This window comes from Agrobacterium sp. M50-1, assembly GCF_049843495.1.
Taxonomy (GTDB): Bacteria; Pseudomonadota; Alphaproteobacteria; order Rhizobiales; family Rhizobiaceae; genus Agrobacterium; species Agrobacterium radiobacter.
On the sequence record NZ_JBBHZH010000004.1, the window covers coordinates 398,951 to 423,459 of the forward strand.

24 protein-coding genes are annotated in these 24,509 nt (G+C 60.7%); 6 read left to right on the forward strand and 18 right to left on the reverse strand.

The features are described 5' to 3' along the window. Window positions 1–4: 4 nt before the first annotated feature. The 3 genes from WDZ78_RS12435 to WDZ78_RS12445 all read right to left on the reverse strand — a co-directional run bounded on the left by WDZ78_RS12435 (window position 5) and on the right by WDZ78_RS12445 (window position 5,241). A complete protein-coding gene (locus WDZ78_RS12435; RefSeq protein WP_425673171.1) occupies window positions 5–649 on the reverse strand; it encodes an HD domain-containing protein in 645 nt (214 codons plus the stop codon). Further along, on the reverse strand, window positions 646–3,417 hold the full coding sequence (locus WDZ78_RS12440; RefSeq protein ID WP_425673172.1) for a DUF2339 domain-containing protein: 2,772 nt from the start codon (window positions 3,415–3,417) through the stop codon (window positions 646–648). Before WDZ78_RS12440 ends, WDZ78_RS12435 begins: the two co-directional genes overlap by 4 nt. Before the next feature lie 264 nt (window positions 3,418–3,681). Beyond that, window positions 3,682–5,241: a VOC family protein gene (locus WDZ78_RS12445; protein ID WP_425673173.1), complete on the reverse strand. Its 1,560-nt coding sequence runs from the start codon at window positions 5,239–5,241 to the stop codon at window positions 3,682–3,684. A 290-nt stretch (window positions 5,242–5,531) separates the two neighbouring features. Here WDZ78_RS12445 and WDZ78_RS12450 point away from each other — a divergent pair, with 290 nt between their 5' ends. From WDZ78_RS12450 to WDZ78_RS12460, 3 genes are all read left to right on the forward strand, one after another. Next, on the forward strand, window positions 5,532–6,575 hold the full coding sequence (locus WDZ78_RS12450) for an ABC transporter substrate-binding protein (protein WP_026363473.1): 1,044 nt from the start codon (window positions 5,532–5,534) through the stop codon (window positions 6,573–6,575). A 208-nt stretch (window positions 6,576–6,783) separates the two neighbouring features. Next, entirely contained in the window at window positions 6,784–7,572 is a 789-nt protein-coding gene (locus WDZ78_RS12455; protein WP_026363472.1) for an ABC transporter ATP-binding protein, read from the forward strand. After that, complete coding sequence (locus WDZ78_RS12460) at window positions 7,569–8,387, forward strand: ABC transporter permease (RefSeq protein ID WP_425673174.1); 819 nt, start codon at window positions 7,569–7,571, stop codon at window positions 8,385–8,387. The genes WDZ78_RS12455 and WDZ78_RS12460 overlap by 4 nt, the downstream gene beginning before the upstream one ends. Before the next feature lie 52 nt (window positions 8,388–8,439). Here WDZ78_RS12460 and WDZ78_RS12465 read toward each other — a convergent pair whose 3' ends face one another. The 9 genes from WDZ78_RS12465 to WDZ78_RS12505 form a co-directional block, all read right to left on the reverse strand. Beyond that, the gene (locus WDZ78_RS12465; RefSeq protein ID WP_087743688.1) at window positions 8,440–9,126 is read right to left on the reverse strand and encodes a metal-binding protein ZinT; all 687 of its coding nucleotides are present in this window, start codon (window positions 9,124–9,126) and stop codon (window positions 8,440–8,442) included. Window positions 9,127–9,296: 170 nt separating this feature from the next. After that, window positions 9,297–10,118 carry a mechanosensitive ion channel family protein gene (locus tag WDZ78_RS12470; protein WP_425673175.1) on the reverse strand — a complete coding sequence of 274 codons (822 nt, stop codon included), beginning with the start codon at window positions 10,116–10,118 and terminating at the stop codon, window positions 9,297–9,299. A 75-nt stretch (window positions 10,119–10,193) separates the two neighbouring features. Continuing rightward, window positions 10,194–10,712 (reverse strand): tyrosine phosphatase family protein, encoded by a 519-nt coding sequence (locus WDZ78_RS12475; protein ID WP_425673176.1) that lies wholly within the window; start codon window positions 10,710–10,712, stop codon window positions 10,194–10,196. After that, a complete protein-coding gene (locus WDZ78_RS12480) occupies window positions 10,709–11,332 on the reverse strand; it encodes a YfbR-like 5'-deoxynucleotidase (protein ID WP_425673177.1) in 624 nt (207 codons plus the stop codon). Before WDZ78_RS12480 ends, WDZ78_RS12475 begins: the two co-directional genes overlap by 4 nt. Before the next feature lie 2 nt (window positions 11,333–11,334). Further along, on the reverse strand, window positions 11,335–12,183 hold the full coding sequence (locus tag WDZ78_RS12485; protein WP_425673290.1) for a YgfZ/GcvT domain-containing protein: 849 nt from the start codon (window positions 12,181–12,183) through the stop codon (window positions 11,335–11,337). 122 nt (window positions 12,184–12,305) lie between these two features. Continuing rightward, the gene (locus WDZ78_RS12490) at window positions 12,306–13,076 is read right to left on the reverse strand and encodes a hypothetical protein (protein WP_425673179.1); all 771 of its coding nucleotides are present in this window, start codon (window positions 13,074–13,076) and stop codon (window positions 12,306–12,308) included. A gap of 14 nt (window positions 13,077–13,090) precedes the next feature. Beyond that, window positions 13,091–13,348 carry a hypothetical protein gene (locus WDZ78_RS12495; RefSeq protein WP_003501987.1) on the reverse strand — a complete coding sequence of 86 codons (258 nt, stop codon included), beginning with the start codon at window positions 13,346–13,348 and terminating at the stop codon, window positions 13,091–13,093. 105 nt (window positions 13,349–13,453) lie between these two features. Further along, window positions 13,454–13,891, reverse strand: coding sequence for a TIGR02301 family protein (locus tag WDZ78_RS12500; protein WP_425673292.1), 438 nt, complete (start codon window positions 13,889–13,891; stop codon window positions 13,454–13,456). Between the two features lie 98 nt (window positions 13,892–13,989). Next, window positions 13,990–14,406, reverse strand: coding sequence for an NUDIX hydrolase (locus tag WDZ78_RS12505; RefSeq protein ID WP_020009527.1), 417 nt, complete (start codon window positions 14,404–14,406; stop codon window positions 13,990–13,992). A 133-nt stretch (window positions 14,407–14,539) separates the two neighbouring features. On the opposite strand from WDZ78_RS12505, the gene WDZ78_RS12510 reads away from it, so the two are divergent. Both WDZ78_RS12510 and WDZ78_RS12515 read left to right on the forward strand, forming a co-directional pair. Further along, on the forward strand, window positions 14,540–14,863 hold the full coding sequence (locus tag WDZ78_RS12510; protein WP_020009526.1) for a YnfA family protein: 324 nt from the start codon (window positions 14,540–14,542) through the stop codon (window positions 14,861–14,863). A 10-nt stretch (window positions 14,864–14,873) separates the two neighbouring features. Further along, window positions 14,874–15,635, forward strand: coding sequence for an SOS response-associated peptidase (locus WDZ78_RS12515; RefSeq protein ID WP_425673180.1), 762 nt, complete (start codon window positions 14,874–14,876; stop codon window positions 15,633–15,635). Between the two features lie 224 nt (window positions 15,636–15,859). On the opposite strand, the gene WDZ78_RS12520 is transcribed toward WDZ78_RS12515, so the two are convergent. The 6 genes from WDZ78_RS12520 to WDZ78_RS12545 form a co-directional block, all read right to left on the reverse strand. Beyond that, on the reverse strand, window positions 15,860–17,152 hold the full coding sequence (locus tag WDZ78_RS12520) for a GGDEF domain-containing response regulator (RefSeq protein WP_020009524.1): 1,293 nt from the start codon (window positions 17,150–17,152) through the stop codon (window positions 15,860–15,862). A gap of 388 nt (window positions 17,153–17,540) precedes the next feature. Then, window positions 17,541–17,672, reverse strand: a complete 132-nt coding sequence (locus WDZ78_RS12525) for a hypothetical protein (RefSeq protein ID WP_425673181.1) — start codon at window positions 17,670–17,672, stop codon at window positions 17,541–17,543. A gap of 171 nt (window positions 17,673–17,843) precedes the next feature. Then, on the reverse strand, window positions 17,844–18,713 hold the full coding sequence (gene pssA, locus WDZ78_RS12530; protein ID WP_020009523.1) for a CDP-diacylglycerol--serine O-phosphatidyltransferase: 870 nt from the start codon (window positions 18,711–18,713) through the stop codon (window positions 17,844–17,846). Window positions 18,714–18,735: 22 nt separating this feature from the next. After that, complete coding sequence (locus WDZ78_RS12535; RefSeq protein WP_003520681.1) at window positions 18,736–19,434, reverse strand: phosphatidylserine decarboxylase; 699 nt, start codon at window positions 19,432–19,434, stop codon at window positions 18,736–18,738. A 163-nt stretch (window positions 19,435–19,597) separates the two neighbouring features. Then, window positions 19,598–21,484, reverse strand: coding sequence for an ABCB family ABC transporter ATP-binding protein/permease (locus tag WDZ78_RS12540; protein ID WP_425673182.1), 1,887 nt, complete (start codon window positions 21,482–21,484; stop codon window positions 19,598–19,600). 110 nt (window positions 21,485–21,594) lie between these two features. Next, window positions 21,595–23,574 (reverse strand): LysM peptidoglycan-binding domain-containing protein, encoded by a 1,980-nt coding sequence (locus tag WDZ78_RS12545; RefSeq protein WP_425673183.1) that lies wholly within the window; start codon window positions 23,572–23,574, stop codon window positions 21,595–21,597. Window positions 23,575–23,730: 156 nt separating this feature from the next. Between WDZ78_RS12545 and WDZ78_RS12550 the strand changes: the two genes are divergently transcribed. Next, the gene (locus WDZ78_RS12550) at window positions 23,731–24,351 is read left to right on the forward strand and encodes a TIGR00730 family Rossman fold protein (protein ID WP_425673184.1); all 621 of its coding nucleotides are present in this window, start codon (window positions 23,731–23,733) and stop codon (window positions 24,349–24,351) included. Window positions 24,352–24,509: the final 158 nt, after the last annotated feature.

The window sequence follows — 24,509 nt, forward strand, 5'->3', positions numbered from 1 at the left end:
CTCCTCAGATCTCGTCGAGAAACAGGTCCAGCACCTGTCTCAGCCGCTCATCGCGGGCCTTGGCCATCTGCCGGCCTGTTTCGGTGCGAAAACCGTCGGCCAGCTTGAACAGCTTGGTTTCGAAATGGTCGATGGCAAAGGCGCGGTCGTCAAGCGGCCGGTTCTTTGCCAGCGGGTCTACCGGATCATAAAGTGCTGAGCCCATGCGCCCGGCAATATAAAAGCAGCGCGCCGCCCCCACCATGCCGATGGCATCCAGCCGGTCGGCATCCTGAAGGATTTTCGCCTCCAGTGTCTGCGGCTCGATATTGGCGGAAAAGCTGTGTGTGGTGATGGCGTGGGCGGCGGCGTCAACATCCGCCTGTTTCCAGCCGAGCCCCATCAGAATGCCGGATGCCTTTTGCGCTGCAAGCCGCGAGGCCTGCGCGCGCAGCGGCGAGTTTTTCTCCACCGCCACGCAATCATGCAGCAGCACGCTGGCGGCCAGCACGGTGCCATCGCCGCCTTCGCCCGCATGGATGCGCATGGCGTTGCGGAAGACGCGGTGAATATGGGCAAGATCATGCGAACCGTCGCCGCTGTCTGCGGCGTGCGGTATCAGCTCCTGCGCAAGCGCCGCATAGGGCGCGAAAGCCTCGGCCGCGATCATGCCTGCGGCTTCCGGGTGAGGATTTTCTGGTAGAACAGGCCGATGCCGATCAGCACTGCGCCGAGCCCGATGAAGGACAGCGCCCTGAGCACGCCTTCGAGATTGCTCATGTCGATCAGGAACGCCTTGGCAACAGAGATCAGCACGAAGGCGGCCGATGCCAGACGCAGGCTGCGGGCATTAAAGCGCGAGCCAAGCACGAGCAGCAGCACGCCGATCAGCAGCCAGACCACCGAATAGCTATAGGTCTCGCCCTGCAGGAAACCCTTCCAGTCGGCAATATTTTCGCCCTGCCAGAAGCGGCGCACCGAAAGCGTGGCCCAGGCAAAACCGAGTGCGGCGCCGGCCACCGCCAGCATGCTGACATAGGGCGGTGGACGTTTGCCCCGCGCGTAATAGGCAAGGCCGCCATAGGCGAGCGCCGGCAGGAGGTAACCGATCAGCAGCAGGTTGAGGAACGGGATGCCGCCGGTATTTTCGCCGGTGAAATAGGGGTTGAGCGTGAAGAAATGCATCGTCAGCACGTTGATGACCGCAATCACGCCGGCAATCATCGAGCCGTAGCGGAAGATGGGGCTGGGGCTCTTCAGATCGAGCGTCATCAACACGCCCGAGAAGCCGATGGTGAGCAGCGTATAGATCGACTGTTCGCCAAGCGTCGGCACGCTGTTATCCAGCGTGCCGCCATTCATCGCGTGGCGGACGAGGATGGCGACGGCGAGAAGTCCCATGACGCTGGCAATAGCCTGCAGGAAGTTCTTCGCCCTGACCCCCGGCCAGTCACGCAGCAGCCATGCCGAGGCGACGGCCAGCAGTGCGGGAATGCCGTAACCCGGAAGAAGCGCGTTGAAGACCGGCGTAAGCCCAAGATTTTGCGGCCCGACGATGGTGGGTTCCCAGGCGATGCGGCCGAGAACGGCAACGCTTGCCACGGCCATCACCCAGGGCAGAACTTCCCAGTTGCGGTAACGGCTGCCCAGCACATAGATGAAGCCGATGACCGAAAGCAGAACGGTTGTCACCAGCCCCTCCGTCAGCGTGTGCAGGCTGAGCGCGAAGGCGGCGAAGGAGCCGAGCACGAGGATGTTGAGCGGCTTGCGATAGGCCTCGTTGTTCTGCCGGTGCAGCCATTCGGCACCTGCAATCAGCACGAAGCCGAGGCCGAGGCCATAGGCGGCGTGCAGCCAGTCGCGGCCGAGATTGCCGTATTCGACAAAGCTTGCGGTGGCGAGCCAGACCGGGAATAACGCGGCGATACCGGCCCAGAGCTGGGCGAAATCCCCATCGTCAGCACCCTTGCGCTTCAGGAAGGAGAAGGCGGACAGCACGAAGACGGCCCCGAGGCCGAGCGCCATGGCGATTTCCGCCGTGTAGCCAACCGAAACGGGCGGAAGCGATACGGCCGTATTGTTGATGACGCCGATGAAGTCGAGACCCTGACGGGACATCAGCGATACCGCAGCCTGCGCGCCAAGTGCTGCGATAATAGCGGGCCACACCGCATAGTGGCGGGCGGCGCCAAGGGCGGCAAGGGCGGCGATAAGCGCTGAAACGATCAGCGCCGGATGAGTATCGACGCCGCCATCGGCAAAAAGGAAGCCGATTGCCGGCAGGATCACGGCCATCGAGACGGTGAGATTGAGGGCGAGCGACGGGCGTAACAGAAGCCGCATGGCGCGGACAGCGCGGCGCTCGGGCGCTGCGGTTTCGGCAGTTTCGGCAGGCGGCGTGTCGAATGCCTTGCCGGGCCAGAGGAATATTGTTCCCGCCAGCATGACGAGCAGGGCAAGTGTTGGCGGTTCGGCGCTGATCGTCTCGGAAAAGCCGATATAGCCGAGCGCCCAGAGGCCGAGCCCGGCATTGGCGAGAGAGGGAACGACGGTCCAGCCCTGCCTGCGCGCTGCCGCCGCCGTTGCCAGCCAGGAGACGGTGAGGAACACGAAGAGCGCCCAGATATTCGGCGTTTCGGTGGAAATCAGTGCCGGCGTCAGCATCGAACCGAGAAGGCCGAGACCGGCCAGCGCTTGCCCGTGCAGCAGCGAAAGCCCGATGGTGGCGAAGGCGACGAGGCCAAGCAGGCCAAAAGCCGTGCCGGGGCCGATATAGTCGTAAATGCCATAGGCCGCATAAACCACGCCGAACAGCGTCAACGCGCCGGCCGCCGTCAGCACGCCCGGTATCATGGCGTTGGAATAGGTGGTGGCGATGCCCGGCACCGCCTTGCGGCGGATCGCTTCGCCGGCAAGCCCGAGGAAGAGGCCGAAAATGGCGGCGAGCGAAAGCCGCACAGCCGGGCTGAGCAGCCCCGATTCGATCGAATATTTGACGAGGAAAATACCGCCGAGCGCGAGCGCCAGCCCGCCGGCCCAGACCGCCCAGCGCGCGCCGAGCAGGCTTTCGAAGCTTTCCTTCGTCGCCGGAGCGGATGCCGCCTCGCTGACAGGAGCGGAAGGTGCTTCCTCGCGGACGGCGTCTTCCGCCTGCGCCATGGCGGCGGCTTCCTGGGGTTCGGAGGCGTATTCAGCCTGGAAGGCTGCGTCTTCCGCAGGCGTCCTGCTTGGCTCTTCCGCCTCGAAATCCGGTTTTACCGTGGATTCCGCGCTCTCCGTTTGCGCCGCCGCAGGAGGCGTCACGCCCGCAGCCATCAGCCGCTTGAGGCTGTGAACCTCCCGTTCGAGCGACTTGATTCGGCTTGAGTTGCGGATGCTCGCGACCAGCGTGTAGATGAAGGCCGCGACGAGGGCGAGGATAAACAGCGGGATTTCCAAACGGACTCTCCAATTACGAAGCTGTTTTTAAAGCCCTTTTGGTGAATTTATGCAAGGCCCGGTTGATGACGGATGCGGCTGGCGAGGGAGTAAGCCGCTTGTTTCTTCTCCTCGCCGGGGAGAAGTCCGCGGCAGCAGGATGAGGGGGCAAGCTCTCAGTTTATCGCTGACGTCGCCCCCTCATCCGACCCTTCGGGCCACCTTCTCCCCGACGGGGAGAAGAAATTGGCGGCACCGGCTCGGCTCATGCGTATCGCTCGAAAATCAGGAAACATCCGCCAGCCAGTGCCGTGCCGCTTCGATATCGGCAAGCCCTAGCTCATGCCCGTCCTCAACCGTTTCCATTTGCGCCCTTGCTCCGCTCGCCGCCAGTCTGCCCTGCAATTCGTGCGCCCTGTCGAGATATTTGTCGCGCTCTCCCGCAACAAGCAGGAAATTGCGGCCGGAAAGATCGGTCTGCGGCCATGTTTCGAGAACCGGCATCGGGCGATAGAGAAGGGCGTCGCCCGCAAATTCGGGATAGAGCGCCGCAAAGGCCGCGTAGAAGTTCGCGCCATTGGAATGGCCGATAAACCGCAGTTTCGAGCGATCAAGACCATAAGCGCGGATTGCCCCCTCCACGAAGGCGGCAAAGGCTTCTGTTTCCGTGACGATATCTTGCTGGTCGAAGCTGAAATCGGGGAAACGGCGGAACCAGCGGGCGATCTCTTCTTCCGTGCTGCGGCCGCGCACGCCGAGAAGGGTGGCGCCCGGTGCTGCCCGGTGCGCCAGCGGCATCAGGCTCGTTTCGCTGCCGCCGGAACCGTGCAGCAGGATGATGGTGCTGCCATCCGGCTCCTCGGGCGTGTAGAAACGGTGCACGAAGGGCAGGTCGCGATAGATGATTCGTTCTTCGCCCGGCATTGCAAATTGCGGCAGGGCGACACGCACATCCGCCTCGTCCTTCATGAAGAGCGGCGGGATAAACAGTTTTTCCCCGAGCGATTCCAACGGTTCGTCCACTGTCATGCCCGGCCCGTCGGTCGCCATTTCGATCAGCACGCCGCCCGGTTCGCGGACATAGAGCGAGTGGAAATATTTGCGGTCATGGGCATTGGTGGTGCTGGAATTCAGCGATTTCAGCCCGGTTAGAACCGCGTTCAGCTCACCCATATCCTTCGCGCGGAAGGCGATGTGATCAACGGTGCCGGTGCCCGGCGCGCTGGACCAGAAGCCGGTGGCGTCGCGCACATCGATAATGTCGCCGCTGTCGGAAACGAGGCGGCGGATCGCGCCCGCCTGGCTTTCCTGCCGGTAACCGAAATGTTTCTCCAGAAACGCCACGGTTTCTTCCGGCACTTCGCTCAGCACCGTCGCGCCATAGATTCGGCGAATGGCGTCCTCGGCGGAAATATCGTCCGTCACATGCGGCGTGGCATCGGCAAAGGCGTGGGTGCCGACCAGCTTGACGATCAGGCCGTCAGGATCTTTCAGCCGGATCACCGGCGCGCCGAATTCGTCAGTCGGGCCTTCCGCGCGGATGCCGAATCTCAGCGCCCGCGTCAGCCAGAAGCCGATTGCAGCGGGATCGATCGCCACGGAAATTTCCAGCGTCTGGCCATAACCGACACGGCCCTGGCCGCCATCTTCCCAGACGAGAAATGTCAGGAGGGAGCCGGGCGAGGCGATGTCATCGCCATAAAGCAGGTGAAGCTGCATGGCGTCTTCGAAACCGGCCGTGCGCTTGGCCAGCCTCAAACCCAGAAAGCCGGCGTAAAAATCCACATTCGCCTGCACCTTCCGGGTAATCATGGTGATGTGGTGTATTCCCAGTGCAGAATTCATCTTGCCGTCCCGCCGTTTCGCCTGCTGTTCGTGGCCCTATTTGTCGCACGCTGCCCCTGATCCGCAACCCCGGCAAATGAGAACGCTGTGTTCTCTGCGTGAACGATATTGCTTTCGCTTCGTTGCATGCGCGATGGGCAGATTGCCGGCTTTTTGCCTGCCTTGTGACTGATTATGCATATAAAATAAGCATACAAAATAACGGCTATTTTGTATGCAATTTTATCTTGCCTTGAGAGTTGGAATTGGGTCTTATGCAACCAATCCAACAAAACCATCAGGGGGAACAGATGATTTTAACGCGCAGGTTGTTGACCAGAGCTCTGGCCATTACCGCCATCGGTGTAACCGCCGGATTTTCATTGCCGGCGGTAGAGGTACGGGCCGAAACGCCGGTGAAATTCACGCTCGACTGGAAGTTCGAAGGCCCCGCCGCCGGTTTCCTCCTGGCGCTCGACAAGGGTTACTTCAAGGCCGAAGGCCTCGATGTCACCATCGACAGCGGCAACGGCTCGGTGGAAGCCATTCCCCGCGTGGCGACGGGCGCCTATCAGATGGGTTTCGGTGACATCAACTCGGTAATGAAGTTCCTTGACGAGGATCCGAGCCAGAAGATCAAAGCCGTTTATATGGTCTATGAGCGCCCGACTTTCGCCGTGGTCGGCCGCAAGTCGCTGGGTGTCACCGGTGATCCGAAGTCGCTGGAAGGCAAGAAGCTCGGCGCGCCGCCGCCGGATGGCGCTTTCGCGCAATGGCCGGCCTTCAAGCAGGTCGCAGGTCTCGATGACAGCAAGATCAAGATCGAATCGATCGGGTTTCCGGTGCGTGAACCGATGCTTGCCAAGGGCGATGTCGACGCCGTTTTCGGCTTTGCCTTTTCGGTGATCCTCAATCTCAAGAAACAGGGCATCGCCGATGACGATATCTCGACTATCCTGATGGCCGAGCACGGCTTGAATCTTTATGGCAATGCGGTGCTGGTAAACACTGATTTCGCAGAGAAAAACCCGGATGCCGTGAAGGGCTTCCTGAAAGCGCTGGCCAGGGGCTTCGCCGATTCCGTCAAGAACCCCGAAGAGGGCGTGGCGGCCGTGCTCAAGCGCAACGAGACGCTCGACAGCGCCATCGAACTTGAACGCCTCAACATGGCCAACAGCATGAATATCAAGACGCCCTATGTGGTGGAAAACGGAATGGGCGGCGTTGATCCGGCCCGGCTTTCCGCCTCCGTCGAGACGCTGAAAGTTTCCCTCGGCCTGAAGGGCAACGTCAAGGCGGAGCAGGTGTTTGACGCGACCTACCTGCCGGCCAAGGAAGAGCGCATGCTTCCGTAATGGGCGGAGTGAGCGGGTGCGGCATGCTTCTTCTCCCCGCCGGGGAGAAGGTCGCGGCAGCGGGATGAGGGGGCAAGCTCTCGGTCTATCGCTGGCGCTGCCCCCTCATCCGACCCTTCGGGCCACCTTCTCCCCGGTGGGGAGAAGAAACAAGCTGCAACGCTGCAGGGTTCAACCGCCCGATCAGCAACTTAAAACGGGGACAGCAATGTCACATCTCGTGGAAATAGACAGTGTCGACATGCGTTACGGCGGCTCCGCCGGCACGCTGGCCGTATCCGGCTTGAACCTGACGGTCGACAAGGGTGAATTCGCCGCCGTGGTCGGTCCCTCCGGCTGCGGCAAGTCGACCCTGATGAAGCTGGTGACCGGGCTGCATATTCCGCAGAAGGGCAATGTCATCGTTGCCGGGCGGCAGGTCACGGAGCCGGTTTCCATTGTCGGCATGGCGTTTCAGAACCCGACGATGCTGCCCTGGCGCACGACGCTCGAAAATATCCTGCTGCCGCTGGAAATCGTCGAGAAACATCGCCGACGCCTGCGCGCCCATAAGGCGGAATATGTCGCGAAAGCTGAGCGGTTGCTGGAAATCGTCGGCCTGAAGGGTTTCGGTTCAAAATACCCGTGGCAGCTTTCCGGCGGCATGCAGCAGCGCGCCAATCTTTGCCGGGCCCTGATCCACGAACCGGAACTGCTGATGCTGGACGAGCCTTTCGGCGCGCTCGATGCCTTCACCCGCGAGGAATTGTGGTGCGTCATCCGCGACCTGCACGCCGCACAGCGTGTCACCATCATCCTCGTGACCCATGATTTGCGAGAGGCGGCATTTCTGGCCGACAAGATTTTCGTGATGAGTGCAAGGCCGGGCCGGGTGCTCGCGGAACACCGCGTGCCGTTTGCCCGCCCGCGCCAGCTCGATATCATGTATGATAAGGGTTTCAACGATATGGTGCAGGAACTGCATGGTGAGATCGCCCAGGCGAGGGTGGCGGCATGAGCGCGATTGTGGACAGCACCGTAACGGCCGAGCCGCGCAAGCCGTTGATCGCCCGCGTCAACTGGGTGAAAGCCGCTCCCTGGCTTTATACGCTGGCGCTTTTCGTGCTGTGGGAACTGCTCGTCCATGCGCTGAAAATGCCGCCCACCATTTTGCCGTCACCCGTAAGGGTTGGACAGGCCATCATGCAATATTGGTCGCCGATCTGGAAAAATTCGTTGCAGACGCTTTATACGACGACACTGGGTTTTGCCATTGCTGTGGCCGCCGGTCTCGCCATCGGTCTGTTCATCGGCTGGTCGAAAACCATCTATGCCGGGCTTTATCCGCTGATGATCGGCTTTAACGCCATCCCGAAAGTGGCGCTGGTACCGATCCTCGTCATCTGGTTCGGTATCGGCACGGTTCCTGCCGTGTTAACCGCCTTCCTGATCTCTTTCTTCCCCATCGTCGTGAATGTCGCGACCGGCCTTGCCACCATTGAACCGGAAACGGAAGATGTGCTGCGGGCGCTTGGCGCAAAGAAGATGGACATCATGCTGAAGGTCGGTATTCCGCGCTCCATGCCCTATTTCTTTGGCTCGCTGAAAATCGCCATCACGCTCGCTTTTGTCGGTTCGGTCGTGTCGGAAACCGTCGCTTCCAATTACGGCCTCGGCAACATGATGAGCTCGGCGCAGAGCCAGTTCAATGTGCCGCTCGTCTTTGCCGGCCTGCTGATGCTCGCGGTGGAAGGCATCGTCATGTATGCGATCATGGCCTGGCTTGAAAAGCGCATGACCGGCTGGGCGCATCGCTCCACCATGGGGCAATAAGGAAGGCAGCACGGGCATGAAGAATATGCCCGTGCCGGAATGTCATGCGTAGTTAATGCGCCGCCATTTCTTTCACGATATCGCCGCCGTCCATCAGGAAGGGATAATAGGTCGGCCAATTGGTCACCTCGTCCAGCAGCGCCTTGCGGTCAGCTCCCCAGTAGAGATGGTAATGGCCCGCCTTGACCGGGGCGATGGAGTGATCGCTGAACTGGATGAATTGCGGTGCAGCCTCATCGCCGCCGGTTTTCTTGAAGATGTAGCGGACGCCGCGATTGCCCTTCTTGTAGGTCAGGATTTCATGGCCGTCGCTGACATAGGTGCCTTCAGCGGGCTTGCCGTCCTTATAAAACGCCACACTGTCGCTCTTGATGACGATGCGGTTCACATCGGTCTTGTAACCGATGTCGTAATAAGCGCGGTATTCGGCAGCGGTCTTGTCACCGTGGGCCGCTTTTTCGGCCATGACGGGGTCCAGCGAGCCGTTCAGCAGGTAAGGATAGACCGACTGCCAGTCGCCTTCCCAGTCGGAAAGCGCGCGTGGTTTCACCTGCGCATCCTCGAAATAACCCTTGTAGATCTGCTTTTCAGCCTCGGTCATCTGGTGGCCGTGATCGTGTCCATGGTCGTGGCTATGGGCTGCGGATTTGTCGCCGCCGGCAGCCATTGCCGTGGTCGCCGCCAGCAGCATGGAACCAAGTGCGACAGCGCCGGTGACGCGGGTAAGTATCTTCTGCATTGTTTCGGCCCTCTCATATCCATAAAAGTAAGTTACGTAATAACATTACGTAACGAGCTATAGAGGCCACGTCAGCGGGATGCAAGTGTGTGCTCCAACGCAACGCAACGAAAAAGCGCGATGGCTCTTGCAGCCACCGCGCTTGAAAAGAGGGGGAGAGACGTGAGGTCTCAGGCAGGCTGCGCGTTTACTTCCGTCTTGCGCTCGTCGAAGGCAAGTTTCATGGCCTTCGTCACCTCGCGGGTCGTCGCGAAATAATTGTCGCTGCGCACCCAGTAGCGCAATTTGACGGTGGCGCTGTCGGCGCTGACCGAATCGACGAAGGTGACGGGGGCGGGGTCCAGCAAAACCCGGCTCTCAGAGCGCACGACTTTCATCAGCATGTCCTGTGCGGCCGTGAGATCCTCGTCAGTCTTGACCGTCAGGCTCAGTTCGTGACGGCGCGAGGGGAAACGGCTGTAATTGGTGATCGGCACGTTCCAGAGGGTGGAGTTGGGCGCAAGACGATAGAGCCCATCGCTGGTCTTGAGTTCGGTGGCAAAAAGCCCGATCTCGATCACCGTACCGTTGACCGTGCTGGTCTCGATATATTCGCCGACCCGGAAGGGCCGCAGCACCAGAAGCATGATGCCGGCGGCAATGTTCTGCAGCGTGCCCTGCAGCGCCAGACCAATGGCCAGACCGGCGGCGCCGAGGGCTGCGAGAATGGAGGCGGTCTGCACGCCGAACTGGCCAAGCACCATGACCAGCACGAGAATGAGAACCACATAGCGGATGGCGCCTGCGAAGAAGCCGGCGAGCGTCGCATCGAAGCCACGAATGCGCGACAGGCCCTGAAAGGCCCATCGCTGCAGGAAGGTGGCGGCCAGCCAGCCGATGATCAGCAGCAGAAGCGCACCAACGACCGAGAAGGAATATTGCACCGCAAGCGCGCTCGCCTGCTGCAACGCCGCCTGCGATGCGACGATGATATCCGTTGCCTGTTGTTCCATGAATTATCCTGTGATTTTCATTGCTCTTCAGGGTTGGTAACGACTGGACGCCATGAGGGTTCCGCCAAAATGGCCTCAGGCGCCAAGCGGCAGCACGAAGGGCACGTTACCATCCGTATCCGCGCCCCTGCCGATTTTTTTGATCGCTGCCACCAGCCTGCCGCCGCGTCCGAGCAGACGGTCGCCAATGGCGATGATGCGGGCATTCGGCGTGGAATAGGGTGAGACGGCGCGCAGGCGCAGCGCAAGCTCCATCTCATCCTGGTCAGGATAAAGGCTGAGCGCTGCGATGACGGCGGCGGCGGGCGAGCGCGAAACGCCCATCCAGCAATGGATGAGCAGCGGCGCGGACTGGTCCCATTCGCGGGCGAAATCGATCAGCTTCAGCACATGCGCATCATCAGGCGCGATGAGATCGGCGGTGCCCTTGAATGTGATGTCGTTCATGGCAAGCGTCAGATGCCGTTCTGCGGTAATGACGGCGGGGCGGTGAAAGGACTGCTCTTTGGCGATCAGTGTCACCATTTCGCGGGCCTTGTGCTTCACGGCCATCTCCGCGATCCGCGACAGCGGCGATACGACAATGGCCGTCATGTCGCGCTCCCCGTCCTGACCGCGCGCAGCGCCTCGATCGCTTCGAAACGTTCGATGAACAGCTTTTGCGCTTCGGTGGAGGGCAGGGGCGTCATGTCGAACATGTCACGGGTGATGCCGCGCGGCAGGCCGAAGAATTTCTGCGCCTCGGCGGTGGAAAAACCGGCAAGCTCCGTCGCCTCGAAAAAGGCGGCGACCGTATCGGCCTTCTTGATGCGGTCCTTCAAGTCGCGCGACGCATGCGGCGGCAGGCCGAAACGCAGATGCACGGCGGCTTCCAGCCGTTTTTCCACGGTCTTGTAACCACCGCCGACCACGGATTTGAACGGCGAGATCATGTCGCCGATGACATATTCCGGCGCGTCATGCAGAAGCGCCATCTGCATGTCATCAGGCGTCGCGCTTGTGCACATGCGGCAGAAGATGGTCTCGACGATGAGGCAATGCTGGGCGACGGAAAAGGCGTGGTCGCCGCGCGTCTGGCCGTTCCAGCGGGCTACACGGGCAAGGCCGTGGGCGATATCGACGATTTCCACATCGAGCGGCGACGGGTCGAGCAGATCGAGCCGCCGGCCGGACAGCATGCGTTGCCAGGCGCGCGGGCTTTTTGCGGGCGCCACTCTTAATCCTCCGCCCGAGCCGCGGGATCGGCCGCCGGGAAGGAAAGGCCGCTCCAGGCCGGCAGGGCCACGGTCACGGGGACAGTCCCGGCAAGAAGCGGCGTGCCCGAAGCAAGCGCGTCGGCAATGCGGTCGATCCGCACGATGGCAAGCGCCCTGTTGCCGCAAATGGTTCCTAGCGTGCCGACCGGTTTTCCATCAGCGGTAATCTCCGTCCCGCTGACGGGAAGTGCGCCTTCGGCCGAAACGGTGACGACGCGACGTCTTGCCGTGCCGCGGTGCTTCATGCGCGAGACGACTTCCTGACCGACGAAGCAGCCCTTCCTGAAGGAAACGCCGTCATTCACATCCATCAGAACATCATGGGGAAAAGCATCCTGCAGCGCATAATCCCGGCCGGATTCGGCAATGCCATGGTCAACGCGCAGCGCGTCATAAGCTGCAACATCGTCAGACGCCGATGCGCCGGGAATACGCAAAAGATCAACACCCGCCTTGGCGAAACGGCCGTCCTTGATGCCTGCCGCCGGGGCATTCCCGTTCCAGAAAACGCTCACGCCTTCGACCGTCTCGACTTTGAGGTCGACCGGTGCGCGAAGCTTGTACATGGTCAGGCGACGCAGCAGCGCGTCCTGTTCGGCGGCGCTCGTTTCGATCAGATAGTCCCCGCCGTCGCGCCAGATCAGGAAATCGAACAGGATCTTGCCCTGCGGCGTCAGAAGTGCTGCGGCCCGGGCCTCGCCTGCCGGCAGATTTTCGACATCTGCGGTGATGAGGTTGTTCAGAAACTCCTCGGCGCCGGTGCCGGAAACCCGGATCAGGCGGCGGTCGGCAAGAAAGGCGGAAGGCATGGCGTCACCGTTCGGTTCGTCGAGACTATGCAAATAGCAGGCAAGATGCAGATGCATTTGCCGGAATGCTCATTCCGCACAGTTAGGATTTTTGCCCGAGAACGGCAAGCGCTGCGATGCGATCAATCGCCGGCGGTGAAGAACTTCCACTTACCGTCAGGCGAAATGCCGACGCGATAAAAGCTGTAATTGCCAAATTCCTGCATGTCCGCCAGATCGCCCGCCGTGATGATTCGCAGAAGCTCCACCTTTTCCGGCGCAGTCAGCGTATTCAGCGGTTTTCCGGCAAAATAGGGGAAAACATAGGCTTCGTCAGGCGTGCCGGCATCGATATGGGCATAACCGGTCGACAGGAGATCGATGATGATCGCCAGCACTTCCAGCCCGTCCGGATCGCCGGAATAGCTTTTCAGCGCTGCAATCGGGTCTTCGCTGTCACTGCCGTCGATGCGGAACTGGTTCTGCCCGGCGGCGATGAAGGGCCGCAGCTTTTCGATATCGCCTGACGCGGCTGCGTCGATGATCTGCTGGCGCAGCTTGCGCACGGGTTCCGGCGCCTTGGAAAGGTCGTGCTCGATCACAACAGACATTTCAGGGGTGTTATCGGCAGGCTTGGAGGATTGCTGGTTTGCCTGGCCGGCGGAACGGTCCACCAAGGGGTCGGGCAGGGGAATGCCTTCCGAATCGCCTTCGATCTCGTCCGGCTCCGCAGGCTGGGCCTGCTGCGGCTCACCGCCATTCTCGGTCTTCGGCTCGCTTTCGGTGTTCTGCGCCGGCTTCAGCTCGGAAAGGGCAAAGGCGCGGCTCGGCACGCCAATCGGACCGGCGGTCAGGGCAAGCAGAATGGACAGCAGGGCGGAAGAGCGCAAAAGGCCCTTGCTCAGGCAAGACATGATAGACCCCGGCTTTACTGTATTACCCGCTGCGGCGAAAATTCGCCCTGAAGCATGCGCTGGCGCAGCGATTCCAGCATTGCTTCAGCGCCGGCCTCGCCATGGATACGGATGGTTTCGCGCATGGCCAGAGCGATGGCGGCATCGGCGATGATCTCCGGCTCGATGCCGTCGGCCATGCCGTCAGCCCATGCCTCGTTCTGGTGTTCCAGAGCGACCTGCATCTTTTCATGCACGATCATATCGTCGATTTCGTTACGGCTTGTCTGCATTTTTCATCCTCGACAGGGCGGGCAAGTCCTTACCACCCTGTTAACAACACTAGCAGCCTTTTATCAAAACGGCACGGCCTGCGGCGAAAAGAGGTTAACAATCCTCTAATTTCCGAACCTGGACGCGATTTCCTGCGCGAGTGTTGCCCCTTCGTTACGGTAGTTCTCTTCTGCCATGATGGCGGCGCGTGTGCAACTGGTGTGGATGGCCGCAAAGGAGCGGTATCCACGGTTGAATGCAGCCGTCATGCGCTGACGTCGTTCAGGTTCGTTGACCGTGTCCGCAGCCAGAAGATCGCTCATTGACCTGCGCCATTCCTCCGGTCCGGAAGAGGGGCACAGGGTTCTCAGATATTGCACCGCGCCCAGTATTTCCGACAGCCGTGCCAGCTTGTCGTCATAAGGAGCGGGCTTGGGCGGTGTCGCTTCCGCCGGACGTGCCTCGGAAGCCGGTTTTGAAGGCTGCGCAAAAGCGATTCCTTCTTGCCCTGATGTGGCAAGCATTGTCAGAAAAAGAGACAGGAAGATGGTTGGCCGTATCAAAATTCTATTCTGCCCCACACATACTCGTGAACTGTTGGCTCGTGACCATCCGGCGGGCGGATCAGTCCTAGATAATAGCGATTCTGGCTGACTGGCAATCATGCAAGCACGCGCTCGGCGCATTCGACGACGCTTTCGGGCGCCGGCAGAAGGCGGATTTCCGCCAATGTGTACCACCCGGCATCTGCCGCATCGTCACCCACAGTCACGATGGGATCGGCATCCGTCTCCACGGTGAAGACGGAGAGGAAATAATGGCTTGTCAGCACCCCCTCGGCGTCGCGGGAAGGAAGATCGTATGTCGCGAAAAGCTGCGGCCTGCGCGCCACGATGCCGGTTTCCTCGTGCAATTCGCGCAGCGCCGTTTCGGCCGGCGTTTCGCCGTCTTCGCCGCGACCGCCCGGAAAGGCGAACATGTCCTTCGAGGGCGGGTTGATGCGGCGCACGAGAAGCAGCCGGTCTCCGTTTCTGACAATGGCGGAGGAGGCGGCACGGGGCTTGATACGAAGGGTCATAAACGGTTTCGCTTGTTTCGGCCGTCTGCGGCCTGTCTATACTGGTATCGTGGCTCGGAAAAATCGATTCCGGTTTCCGAAGCGGGCGTTATAGTCCGGAACTGGTGCGATTGTGCATGCTAAAGACGGTGGAATGAAGGTCTATCTTATCTATGTCCTGGCGGCTCTTGCCGAAATTGCCGGCTGTTTTTCCTTCTGGGCCTGGCTGAAACTGAGCAAGACGGGATGGATATTGCTGCCCGGCATGCTGGCGCTGGCCGCTTTCGCCTGGCTTCTGACGCTGGTTCCGACGGAGGCGGCGGGCAGGGCTTATGCCGCCTATGGCGGGATTTATATCGCTGCTTCGCTTTTCTGGCTCTGGGGCGTGGAAGGGCATGCGCCGGACAGGTGGGATATTGCCGGCGGCGCGGTCTGCCTTGCCGGCGCCGCCATCATCCTGTTCGGACCAAGGGGGTGAGGGAAAAAACATGTGTGGACGTTTCGTGCTGAAGGCGACGCCCGAGGAGATCGCCGACTATCTCGATCTCATCGGCCTTGAGGATTTTCCCGCCCGTTTCAACATCGCGCCCACGCAGCCCATATTGATCGTGATGGAGGGGGAGCGGCAGGAGCGCGGCAGCAACCTGCCCAATCGCCGCGCCGTGCTGGTGCGCTGGGGTTTCATGCCGGGCTGGGTGAAGGACCCGAAGGATTTTCCGCTGCTCATCAACGCCCGTTCGGAAACCGCCATCGGCAAGGCCTCCTTCCGCGCCGCCATGCGCCATCGCCGCGTGCTTGTACCTGCGACGGGCTTTTACGAATGGCGACGCCCGCCGAAGGAGGAGGGGGGCAAACCGCAGCCCTATTTCATCCGTCCGAAAAGCGGCGGCATTGTCGCTTTCGCCGGCCTCATGGAAACCTGGTCCTCTGCCGATGGTTCGGAGGTCGATACCGGCGCGATCCTCACCACCGCCGCCAATGCCGCGATCGGCCGTATTCACGACCGCATGCCTGTTGTCATTGCGCCCGAGGATTTCAGCCGCTGGCTGGATTGCAAGACCCAGGAACCGCGCGAGGTCGCCGACTTGATGCGGCCGGTTCAGGATGATTTCTTCGAGATGATCCCGGTATCGGACAAGGTCAACAAGGTCGCCAATGTCGGTGCCGATCTCATAGAACCGGTGCCGGAAAGCGCGCCGCTGGCGAAGATCAAACCGGCGAAGGATGACGGGCAGATGTCATTGTTCTGAAGAATGGTCTGCGCATTTGCGCATAATAGTTTGAGCTGGAAGTCGCCGCATACCTCTTCTCCCCGCCGGGGAGAAGATGGCCCGAAGGGTCAGATGAGGGGGCTACGGAAGAGACATGCGGAGAGCTTGCCCCCTCATCCCGCTGCCGCGACCTTCTCCCCGGCGGGGAGAAGAAACAAGCGGCACGCGCTCGATCCCACACAAGACTATCTTGTTCAGAAAACTCAGCCGTTCAGCCCGATCTTCTGCAGGCCTTCCTGGATCATGATGTCGGAATAGACGCGGTTGCGGCCATTAGCCTTGGCGAGATAAAGGAGCTGGTCCGCCGCATTCAGCTGGTTGTCGAAGGGTTCGCCCTTTTCGATCTCCACGACTCCGAGCGAAATCGTCAGGGCGAGGCTGCTGCCGCTCAGCTGCCGGCCATTCTTTTCTACCTGTCCGCGCAGCTCTTCGCAGAACTGATAGGCGGCCTGCGCATCCAGCCCGCGCAGGAACACGGCAAACTCCTCGCCGCCGAGGCGGGCGGGAATATGACGGTGTTCGCCGCACATGTCGTGCAACAGATCGGCCAGCTTTTTCAACGCCCTGTCGCCGGCATCGTGCCCCAGCGTGTCGTTGATCTTCTTGAAATGGTCGATGTCGAGAATGGCGACTGCGCCGATCTCGTCATTGCCGTTGATGACATCCATCAGCGCCCGCGTGCGCTCGAAGAAGGAGCGGCGATTGGGCAGGCCGGTGAGGTGGTCACGTTCGGCCAGTTCACGCAGGCGTTTGAGCTGCTTCAACGTCTCGATATTGTTATCGATGCGACACTGCAATTCCTCCGGCACGAAGGGGCGGTAGACGAAATCCGAGGCGCCTGCCTTGAGGAAGCTTGCCGAAAGTAGCCGGTCGGTGGAGGACGATATGCCGATCACCCGCAAATCTTCGGATGAGCGGCTGTCGCGGATCCGGCGCGTCAGCTCATAACCGTCCATGTCGGGCATATGGTAGTCGGTGATGACAAGCTGGATCGCCGGGTCCTGCGACAGTATTTCCAGCGCCTGCTTGCCCGAATGGGCCTCGCTTACCCTGAAATTCTGCCGTTCCAGAATTTCCACGAGACCGGAGCGGGCCGTACGCACATCATCGACCACCAGAACGGAAAAAAGCTTGTTGCTCAAAATCCGCTGGACCGTTCTGACCACCGCATCGACGGTGCGATGGCCGTCCTTGACGATGTAGTCGATGATCTTCTTTTCGGCGTAGCGCTTGCGCGCCTCGTCATCCACCGTTGCGGTGAAAACGATCGCCGGCACCTTGTGCTCGGATAAAAGCGCGAGAATCTCGCCCTTCGGCGCATCGGGCAGATTGAGGCCCGTCAGCGCCAGCGTGAAACTATGGGCCTGCATGAGGGCGTCGGCTGCGGCCATGCTGTCGCAATGAACAACCTCGGCTTCCGTCTCTTCCGAAAGCCGCGTCTTCAGCAGCATGGAAAGAGCAACGGAATCTTCAATCAGAAGGATTTTATCCTGCATGGCCGTCCCAAGCCCCCCTGGCCTGTCTTCACAATCTTTCCCCAACGCCGAATATTCGTCATCCGCATTTCAGCGAATTCGAAAATTAGCTTATTCATTGTTGTGGAAAAAATGCGGAATAGAAAAGTTCTTTTGTATTCACTAATCTATACGTCGCTGTTCGTATAGCCTTCTTGTGGAAGGCGAGCTTTTTACTACACTTTCGTTGCGGCTTCGTTACAGAAGGCGGCCAGTTATCGTAAATAACTGACGAACCGCAGTTTCGCGGAACGCCGTATACAAAAACGGCGCCCGGAAAAGGCGCCGCATGCTTGTTGATCTTCCGTCCGCAACTCTCCGTTTTCCGGGCAGTCCGCAAAAACCGGGAAAATCAAAAAATCGAATATTTTCAGGCGGTTTTGGCAGCGGGGTTGCGCTTCAGCATCAGGGCTGCGGCCGCAACGGCCTTTAGTCCGAGCGGGCGGTAGTGGCTGTTGAGGTCGGGCTTCGCCTGCGGCTGCGCCTTCGTCTCGTTCGTCATTTCTCTCTCTCCACAATTCACGCCAATCGCCGTTGCGATGCGTGTGAGCCACTTCTTTCGCGGCTAATCTTGACGGATTCGAGGCGAAAAAAACGAAGCCGGCTTTTCAGGCTGCGACATTTTGCGTCACATCCTGCGCCGGCTTGCAGTGAGAAAAATAAACCTGCGGTTTTAAATGCCGCGATCGAGGCCGTTGCCGCCGTTCGCGTCGTCATGCGCGTCTTCCTCAATGGTCAGCGTGCCGTAGCGACGGTGCCAGAGGCGGGCGCTGATGGGAATGAAGACGAGATAGGCGGCGACGGTCAGAACCAGAACTTCCCAGGTGAAGCTCATCAGCATCGCCACATAGAGCACGACGACGAGGATCATCGGCAGCACCAGATCGCGGCGGATGCGGCTGGTGCCCGATTTTCCCGACCAGACCGGCAGGCGGCTGATGAGGAGATAACCGATCAGGACCGTATAGGCGGCAGCGACATAGGCGAAAGGCTTATCCGGCTCGACGCCGAGGAAGCCGAGATAGACAGGCAGAAGCACCAGCATGGCGCCCATCGGGGCCGGCACGCCCACGAAAAATTCATTCTGCCATGGCGCCTTGACCGGCCGCTCGATCATGACGTTGAAACGCGCCAGACGCAGGCCGGCGGCGATGACATAGATGAGCGCGGCGATCCAGCCGATGGAGCGCGCCTGATCGAGAAGGTAGGCATAGACCACGAGGGCAGGGGCGACACCGAAATTGACGATATCGGCCAGAGAATCCATCTGCTCGCCGAATTTCGACGTCGCTTTCATCATGCGGGCGATACGCCCGTCTATGCCGTCGAGAAAGGCTGCCAGCAGCACCATGCCGACAGCCAGCTCGAAGCGGCCCTCAATGGCGAGACGCACGCCGCTCAGGCCCGCACAGATGGCCAGAACGGTGATGAGATTGGGAACGACGAGGCGGAAGGGAATTTCCCTCAGCCGGGGTCCACGGCCGCTGTCGCTGCGGCCCTCGGGTTTGCCGTTCTGTTGCGGCTCGGCGATCGGCGTTTCCATGCGCATGCCCTTCCTGTTTCCGTCAGCCGCGGCGGCTGACGACCGGACCCTTGGCCGAGCCGAATTCGGCAAGCACGGTTTCACCGGCAATCGCCGTCTGGCCGACCGATACACGCGGCTCGAAACCTGCGGGAAGGAAGATATCGAGACGCGAACCGAAACGGATAAGACCGAAACGCTCACCGGCATCAACCGGTTCATTCGGCTTTACCCAGCAGACGATGCGGCGTGCAACCATGCCGGCGATCTGCACCACGCCGACCTTGCCATGCGAGGTCTCGATGACGAGGCCGTTACGCTCATTGTCTTCGGAAGCCTTGTCCACTTCGGCGTTCAGGAAGAGGCCGGGACGGTAGGCGACATTGACGATGCGGCCGCGCACCGGCGAACGGTTCACATGGCAGTTGAACACGTTCATGAACACCGAGATGCGCACCAGCGGTTCCTTGCCGAGTTCCAGCTCCAGCGGCGGAACGACGCTCTGCACGGCGGAAACCTTGCCGTCGGCGGGGCTGATGATGAGGTCGTCATCCTGCGGTGTCACGCGCTCGGGGTCGCGGAAGAAATAGGCGCACCAGGCCGTCAGCACGAGGCCGACCCAGAACAGCGGTTCGGCGATCCAGCCGAGCACCAGCGATGCGACGAAGAAGGCCGCCACGAAGACATAACCTTCCTTGTGGATCGGTACGATGGTGTTGCGAATGGTGTCGAACAGATTCATGAGATTCCTTGCTCCGGTTTTCGTCTGTCACGTCTTCATGTGGTCGTGATACGACACGCTCCACACGGCAATGCGACAAATTTTGCCTAGCTGGTTACAGCCAAACGCCCCGCGCGGCAATGGTGGGGTGCGTCCGTCGGCCCAGTTACCCCGGGTATAGCCATCAATGGGCGGGTTCGCCGCGGTCGATGACACCCAGATCGTCGGTTTCGCGAACATGGCGCAGCATTTCCTCCGCCCGGATCGCCTCGCGCTGGCGGCTCCACATCGAGGCATAGAGACCGTTCTGCGCCATCAGCGAGCTGTGCGTGCCGCGCTCGGCGATCATTCCTTCCTTCAGCACGATGATCTCATCCGCGCCGATGACGGTGGAAAGCCGGTGGGCGATAACCAGCGTCGTGCGGTTCTTCGAGACGATGTCGAGCGCACTCTGGATTTCCTGTTCGGTGTGGGTGTCGAGCGCCGAAGTCGCCTCATCGAGAATGAGGATCGGCGGCGCTTTGAGGATCGTGCGGGCAATCGCCACACGCTGCTTTTCACCACCGGAAAGCTTCAGGCCGCGTTCGCCGACCATGGTCGCGTAACCCTCCGGCAGCTTGCCGATGAAGGCGCTGATCTGCGCCGCATCCGCCGCTGCCGTTATTTCCTCTTCGGTAGCGGAGGGGCGGCCATAACGGATGTTGTAGGCAAGCGTGTCGTTGAACAGCACCGTATCCTGCGGCACCATGCCGATCACCGAGCGCAGGCTCTTTTGTGTCACGTCGCGAATGTCCTGCCCGTCGACGGTGACTGTGCCTTCCTGAATATCGTAGAACCGATAAAGCAGCCGCGAGATCGTCGATTTTCCCGCACCCGAAGGCCCGACGATCGCCACCGTCTTGCCAGCCGGCACGTCGAAGGAAACGCCCTTCAGGATCGGCCTTTCGGGGTCATAGGCGAAATGCACATCGCGGAAGGAGATAGCGCCCGGGCCGGCCGCGAGCGGTTTTGCATCCGGCCTGTCGGTGACTTCCGCCTCCACTTCCAGAAGGTCGAACATCTGTTCGATATCGGTCAGGCCCTGGCGGATTTCGCGGTAGACGAAACCGATGAAGTTGAGCGGCACGGAAAGCTGCAGCAGAAGCGCGTTGACGAAGACGAAATCGCCGATGGTCTGTTCGCCGCGCTGCACGGCAAGCGCCGACATCACCATCATGACGGTCGAACCAAGGCCGAAAATCACGCCCTGACCGAAGTTCAGCCAGCCGAGCGACGTCCAGATCGAGATCGCCGATTTCTCGTAGCGCTCCATGGCGACATCGAAACGCCGCGCCTCCATCTCCTCATTGCCGAAATATTTGACCGTCTCGAAATTCAGAAGCGAGTCGATCGCCTTGGTATTGGCGTCGGTGTCGCTGTCATTCATGGCGCGGCGAATGCCGATACGCCAGTTGCTGGCCCTGACGGTAAACCAGATATAGGCCCAGACGGTGATGACCGTGACCAGCACATAGGAAAAGCCGTAGGAGGCCCAGAAGATGATCGCCGTCAGCAGAAATTCGATGAAGGTCGGCGCGGTGTTGAGAATGGTGAAACGGACAATGGTTTCGATGCCCTTGGTGCCACGCTCGATAACCCGCGAAAGCCCGCCGGTCTTGCGCTCCAGATGGAAACGCAGCGAAAGCCGGTGCATGTGCACGAAGGTTCTGTAGGCGAGCTGACGCACCGCATGCTGGCCGACGCTGGCGAAGAGGGAATCGCGCAGCTGATTGAGCCCGACCTGGATCAGCCGCGTCAGATTATAGGCGATGACAAGTGCGACGGCGCCGAGCAGGAAGGCCGGGACCAGTCCCGCCATATCGAGCTTGCCATTCAGCGCATCCGTCGCCCATTTGAAGAAATAGGGAACGGCGATCAGCACCAGCTTGGCGACAACGAGGAATATCGTCGCCCAGACCACGCGCATCTTCAGATCCCAGCGGCCCTCCGGCCACATATAGGGCCATAGATTGATCAACGTCTGGGTCGGATTGCTGGAATCCGCCGAAATGGTTTTTTTGTTCGTGGCCATCATTCTCTCCGGTCACTGCCGGAAGCCGACAGCAGGACGGCGGCTCTGGTCAAGCCGCCGCGCGTGTCACAGATAGGGTCGTTGCGGGTTCACCGCAACGTTTCAAACGCTCAGGAGCCGCTCTTCAGCCGCTTGCGGTGAAGTTCTTCCGCATTCGGAAGGGCTTCCTTCGGCACGCCGAAAATCTGGCCGGGCTCGATCAGGTCGGGGTTTTTGATCTGTTCCTCATTGGCGAGATAGATCGTCGTGTAACGCACGCCCTGACCGTAAACGCGGCGGGAAATCTGCCAGAGCGTATCGCCGCGGCGGATGATGACGCTGTTCTGGCTTTCGGCCAGCGGCGCCTGCTCGAAGGTCTGCGGGCCTGCAGGGGCCGGAGGCGCCGGTGCGGTGATGTGCAGTTCGGAGAGCCGGCTTGCCAGCGAGGCGATGCCCTTGCCGATTGCCGCCACGTCGTTCGGCCATGCCTCGACCGATGTCAGCAACTGACGAGCCTTGGCGGTGATATCGCCCGCAAAGGCGGTGAAGGCCGGTTCGGTCGCGGCCGCTGTACGGAATTCCGAAAGCGACTTGAGGCCGATGACGACGGCGGAGCGGCCGGCAATGGCCTGATCGAGCGCCGGCGTCGCCTGATCCTTGTAGAGATTGGAGAGAATGCCGAACGCCTTGGCGACATCGGTGCGCAGCTTTTCGAAAGCGGCGCGGTCACTTGCCGTGCTCTGGTTTTCAGCCGCTGTCGCGCTTGTTGTCGACGAGGACGAAGTGGACGGCGCCTGCATGGCGACGGTTGCCTGATCGGTCTGCGGCCGCTCGAAGGGAACGCGCACGCGCACTTTCGCGGAGCCGTCGGCATTCAGTTCCTCGACGGTGATGATATGGCTGCCGACGGCGAGATCAACATCGCCTTCGATGACAAAATGACCGGAGGCTTCCGTGGTGGTCTTGCCGATTTCCGTGTCGTCGACCAGCGCGCGCACCGTCGAACCGGCGGGTGCGGAACCCGCGACGAAAATCTTCGATCCTTCGAACTCGACGGCGGTGACCTGAACGCTCGACGTCAGCGGAGCCGTACCGGCGAGCGGCGCGGAGGCGGTGTTGGCGCTGGTTTCAGGTGTTGCGGCAGGCTGTTGCGATGGCGCGGCTTGCGGTTGAAGCGCCGGAGGCGCTGCCTCCGGCATGGCCAGCACGCGGCTCGCCTTGCCGGGTTTGGCAACCATGGCCAAAAGTTCGCCCGCCTTGCCATCAGGCACGGAAACGGTCGCCACTTCCTCGGACTGCGTCGCCTTGCCGTTCGCGTCGGTTGAACGCAGCACGAGCTCGTGATCGCCCGGGGGAAGGGGATTGTCGAAAACGGCGGCGAAATCGCCGGTGCCGTCAATGGTCGTCTGGGCGATCACCTTGCCGTTGCTGAGGATTTCGAGCTTTGCGCCGGGCTGCGCCTTGCCTGCGATCACGGCCGAACCATCGGGCTCTACGCGCAGCACGTCGAAAGTCGGCGCGGCGGAAGAAGACTGTGCCGCATCGGCGGGCGCTGCGGCCGGCTTTGCCGGTTCGGGCGCACCATCGTCGGTGCCGGCGAAGACGCCCGCCAGACGACGCACCTGCGCCGCCGCCGCCGCAGCATTGTCAGGCAGGCCGCGCAGGAACGCCGTGGTGCGTTCGGCGGCGGTGCGGGCCGTGGTGATGAGCCGCGACGTCGTTTCATCGAGCGACTCGGGAATTTCGATATTCGTCAGTTCCTTGAGCGAGGTCTCGACCTTCTTGCGCGCCGCCGCGAAATCGGCGTCGGAGGGAACCTTGCTATCGGCGAAAAGAGTGGTCAGATCCTTGATCGACTGGGTGGCGGACGCCGCCAGACGTCCCACCTTATCGGCGATGTTGGCCGTCTCCTCAGCCGCATCGGAGAGGATGTCGCCCGCCTTGTCACTGCCCATTTCAACGCTGTTCTTCACCGCGTTGCCGGCCTCGTTGATGGCGTCGCCGATCGGTTTGCCGTCATTGGAAATCCGCGGCAGGACGAAAAAGATCATGAGCAGGGACGCAATGCCCAGCACGATCAGCGCCAGCAAACCGGCTTTATTGTTTTTCATCCTGGAATCTCCGGGTATTTCAAGCTTTTCACACGAGTTGAGATTGCTAGCGTCTTACCTTGCGCCAGACAAGCGGCGAGTGGCCAAAAGGCCATATTTGCAAGGGATTTCCCAAATTTTCTTGACGTGCCGCATCGCACATAGTTCCTTCCCTTCATGACGGACAAAAATACACCGATTCGATCCATCTGCGTTTATTGCGGCTCCCAGCCCGGACGTGATCCCGCCCATATGGAAGCAGGCCGCGCGCTTGGGAAATCCATTGCCGAAAACGGCATTCGCCTCGTTTATGGCGGCGGCACCAAGGGCGTCATGGGCGCGGTTGCCAGCGGCGTTCTTTCCAATGGCGGCGAAGTAACCGGCATCATACCGGAATTTCTGGTCGATATGGAGGCAACGCGCCATTCTCTCGGACAATTGAACGAGCTTGTCATCACCAAGGACATGCATGAGCGCAAACATATGATGTTCGAGCGCTCGGATGCCTTCGTGACGCTGCCGGGCGGTGTTGGTACGCTGGAAGAGATCGTTGAGATCATGACCTGGGCGCAGCTTGGCCGTCACGCCAAGCCGATGGTCTTCGCCAACATAAACGGCTTCTGGAACCCGATGCTGGAACTGCTGCAGCACATGCGCGACCAGGGCTTCATCCACCGCGCCCACCTTCTCAACCCGCTTGTTATCGACGAGGTGAAGGACATCGTGCCCGCCATCATCGACCGGGCGCTGGCGCAGCAGAACCCGGAAGGCGATCCTTCGGTGATTTCCCGCCTCTAGGCGTAACGGTTGTTAACGGCCGCTTGCGCGGCTCGTTACAATTTTAAATGTATATTAATACAGATTTAACGGCGGCGTCGCCCCGCCCGCTCTTTCCATGGCCCCGCGAATGATCTTGTGCCAGCCTCAATAAGGCGTTGGTTGTCGCGGAATTCGTT